Origin of the sequence: Streptomyces solincola (genome assembly GCF_002982015.1) — a bacterium.
Lineage (GTDB): Bacteria > Actinomycetota > Actinomycetes > Streptomycetales > Streptomycetaceae > Streptomyces > Streptomyces solincola.
In genome coordinates, this window is the sequence record NZ_PVLV01000623.1 from 1 (window position 1) to 3,304 (window position 3,304).

The following is a 3,304-nucleotide window of genomic DNA, read 5'->3' on the forward strand; positions in this document are numbered from 1 at the left end:
TCGCCCTGCTGCGCGTGTGCAGGGCCGCGGGCCCTCGACGCCCGGCCACCGCCTAGCCCCGCCGGCCGCCCGCGCCCACCCCGCCGCCCAGCCGCATCTCCGGCGGCGTCCCCGTGCCCGGCGGAGCCGCAGGCCGCCCCTCGCCCCTGCCCGCCGGCCATCCCAGGGAGAAGACGCATGCCCGCCACCTTCCCGCCCAGCGCCGCGCCCGCCTTCCGCGGCCGGCTCGGCGCCACCCCGCGCAGCGGCTACCCGGCCGTGCCCCACCGCTACCGGCTCCACCTCAGCCTGTCCTGTACCGACGCGCTGCGCATCGCCGTCACCCACCGCCTGCTCGGACTCGACCGGACCGTCCCGGTCAGCGTGCTGCCCGCCGTACCGGACGCCCCCGGCGGCGGGCACCTCGCCCTGCGCGGCCTCTACCAGGCCAGCGACCACGGCCACCGCGGGCCGTTGACCGCGCCCGTGCTCAGCGACGACTGGACCGGCCGCGTCGTCAGCACCCATACCGCCGACATCCTCGACGACCTCACCCGCCACTTCACCCACGACCAGCCCGCGGATCCGCGCCCCCGCGGCGGCGGCACCGCCCTGACGGCCGTGGCCCGCCTCTGCGAGCAGGGCATCGACACCGCCGCCCAGCAGGCCGGCCGCGCCGACAGCACCGGCACCGCCCGGGACGCCGCGCTGCGCACCCTGCTGCGCGGCCTGGCCGCCGCCGAGCGCCGCCTCACCCGCCGCGACCACCTGCTGGACGACCGGCTCACCCTGGCCGACGTGCACCTCTGGGCCACCCTGGTCACGCTGGACACCGTGCACCGCGCGCACCTGGACGCCGCCGCCGTCCACCGCCTCACCGACCACCCGCACCTGTGGGCGTACGCCCGCCGGCTCACCGCCCACCCCGCCTTCGGCCCCCTGCTCGACCTGGACGGCATCGTCCGCCGCCACCACGCCCACTGCCGGGGCCGGGAGGCCGCCGGCGCGGCCATGCCCATCGTGGACTGGGCCTCGGCCGCCCGGCAGCCGTCCTCCCTGCCGGCCTGAGCCGTCAGGCGCCGCGCAGCCGCACCGGCACCGCCCGGTGCCCGTTGCTGATCAGCGACGGCGCCGGACGCAGCTCGCCGGCCGGCACGGCCAGCTCGATGCCGGGGAACCGGTCGAACAGCGCGCGCAGCACGGTGACCACCTCCAGACGGGCCAGCGGCGCGCCCAGGCAGAAGTGCACCCCGTGCCCGAAGGCGAGGTGGTCCTTCACCCGCCGGGTGACGTCGAACGCGTCCGCCGTCTCCCCGTGCCAGTCCGGATGGCGGTTGGCGGCGGCGTACGAGGCGAGGATGGCGTCGCCCTTCGCCATCACCCGTCCGTCCGGCAGCGGGATGTCCGCGACCGCGTAACGCAGCGGCAGGTGCTTGACGGCCGGTTCGTGCCGCAGGGTCTCCTCCACCACGTCGTGCCAGCCTGCCCGCCCCTCCCGCACCGCGGCCAGCTGCTCGGGACGGCTGAGCAGCAGGACCACCGCCTGGTCGATGACGTTGACCGTCGTCTCGTAGCCCGCGCTGATCATCAGCAGCAGCGTGTCCCGCAGTTCGGCGTCCGAGAGGCCACTCCCGTCGCCCTCCTCGTCCCGGGCGGCGATCAGCAGACTGGTCATGTCGTCACCCGGCTCGGCCCGCCCGGCCTCCACCAGCTCGTCCAGCGCCCCGTACAGCGCCACCGTGTTGGCCTCCGCCCGCTCGGCGCTCAGCGTGGTGTCGAACACCGCGTCCACCAGCGCCCGGAAGCCCGCCCGCCGCTCCTCGGGCACCCCCATCAGCCGGCCGATCACCGCGATCGGCAGCGGAAAGGCCAGCCTCTCCCGCAGGTCGACGACCTCACCGGCCGGCAGCGCGGCCAGCTCGTCCAGCAGGCCGCCCACGATCTCCTCCACCGCCTCCGCTATCGCCGCCACCCGGCGGGCGCTGAACGCGGGCGCCACCATCCTGCGCAGCCTGCGGTGGTCCGCCCCGTACGCGGTGAACATGTTGTTCACCGCCACCCACAGCGCCAGGGGCCAGCGAGCGACCGCCTCGGCGAAGCCGGGCCAGTGCGCCCGCGCGTCCTTGGAGACGTCCGGGCTGGTCAGCAACTGCCTCAGCAGTACGGGATCGGTGACCGCCCAGGCCGTCACGCCGAGCACGTCCACCCGCACCGCCGGACCGCGCGCCCGCAGCGCCCGGTGCTCGGCGTGGTGGTCGGCTCCGGCGGGATCGAGGACGAGGACGGGTGGCTGCGACGGCTCGGACACGGCTGGCTCCCTCGATGGACGGAGCTCCTCACTATGGCCGGTGACGATGCGTCGGCAAAGGGCGCACCCGGCCGTCCGGTCGCTCCCGGATCAGGCCGCCCGGCTCATCGGCTCGTGCTTCCAGAAGCCGGAGAAGGTGATGCGGTCCTTGGGCAGGCCCAGCCGGTGCAGGTGCCGGCGGCCCTCGGTGGCCAGGGTCGACTCGCCGACGACGAAGGCGTACCCGGCCCGGTCGGCGGTGGTGAGCCTGAGGAGTTCGCCGAGCGCGTCCGTGCCCGGGACCGAGCGGTGGTCGCCGCGCACCACCCAGGTGACGGCCAGCCCGGGGGGCCCGTCCAGCGGGCGCCGGTCGGCGGCGGTGGGCACCTCCTGGATCAGCCGCCCCACGGTGTCCCGGGGGAGTGAGCGCAGGATGCCGGCGGTGGCGGGCAGCCCGGTCTCGTCGGCCACGATGACGACCTCGGAGGCGTCGGGCGGGCAGTCGAACAGGACGCCCTGGTCCAGGACGGCGAGTGCGTCCCCGGGGCGGGCGCGGCAGGCCCAGACGGCCGCCCGGCCCTCGATCTCGCCGGTCGGCCCGCGGTGCACCACGAAGTCGATGTCCATCTCGGCCGCCTCCGGCCGGAAGCCGGCCACCGAGTAGTTGGCGCAGTGCGGCCGCTCCGCCTCGGGGATGGCGAGATAGGGCTGCCACCAGCGGTCACCGGTGAACTCGGGCAGGCGGAGCCGGCGTTGGTGGGGCAGCTGGAGGAACAGCCGGAACCAGTGGTCGTAGCCCTGCCACGGGAACCGCGCGAGATCCTCGCCGGTGACGGTCAGGCGGTGCATGGACGGCGTCACGCGCTCGCCGCGCAGGACGCGGGCGCGGAACATGCCGGGGTGCTGCGGCGTCAGCCGACGGATCTTCGCCATGCCAACCAAGGCTAGCCTAAGCTAAGCCACTCGTCGCGTCGGGGCCCGGCCGCCCCGCACCCCGGGCCCCGACGCGACGAGTGGCTTAGCTTAGGCTAGCCTTGG

3 protein-coding genes are annotated in these 3,304 nt (G+C 75.8%); 1 reads left to right on the forward strand and 2 read right to left on the reverse strand.

Annotated features, from left to right (window positions below; translation table 11 throughout):
• The first annotated feature begins 177 nt into the window (after nucleotides 1–177).
• Nucleotides 178–1,047: a glutathione S-transferase C-terminal domain-containing protein gene (locus tag C6N75_RS28340; RefSeq protein WP_105871708.1), complete on the forward strand. Its 870-nt coding sequence runs from the start codon at nucleotides 178–180 to the stop codon at nucleotides 1,045–1,047.
• Nucleotides 1,048–1,051: 4 nt separating this feature from the next.
• Here the strand turns inward: C6N75_RS28340 and C6N75_RS28345 are convergent, their stop codons facing one another.
• Nucleotides 1,052–2,287 (reverse strand): cytochrome P450 family protein, encoded by a 1,236-nt coding sequence (locus C6N75_RS28345; RefSeq protein WP_105871709.1) that lies wholly within the window; start codon nucleotides 2,285–2,287, stop codon nucleotides 1,052–1,054.
• 90 nt (nucleotides 2,288–2,377) lie between these two features.
• On the reverse strand, nucleotides 2,378–3,199 hold the full coding sequence (locus C6N75_RS28350; RefSeq protein WP_181160657.1) for a siderophore-interacting protein: 822 nt from the start codon (nucleotides 3,197–3,199) through the stop codon (nucleotides 2,378–2,380).
• Nucleotides 3,200–3,304: the final 105 nt, after the last annotated feature.

Excerpts from the sequence above, each read along its gene's own strand:
- C6N75_RS28340 (WP_105871708.1), top strand. The coding sequence starts at position 178 with ATGCCCGCCACCTTCCCGCCCAGCGCCGCGCCCGCCTTCCGCGGCCGG.
- C6N75_RS28350 (WP_181160657.1), bottom strand. The coding sequence starts at position 3,199 with ATGGCGAAGATCCGTCGGCTGACGCCGCAGCACCCCGGCATGTTCCGC.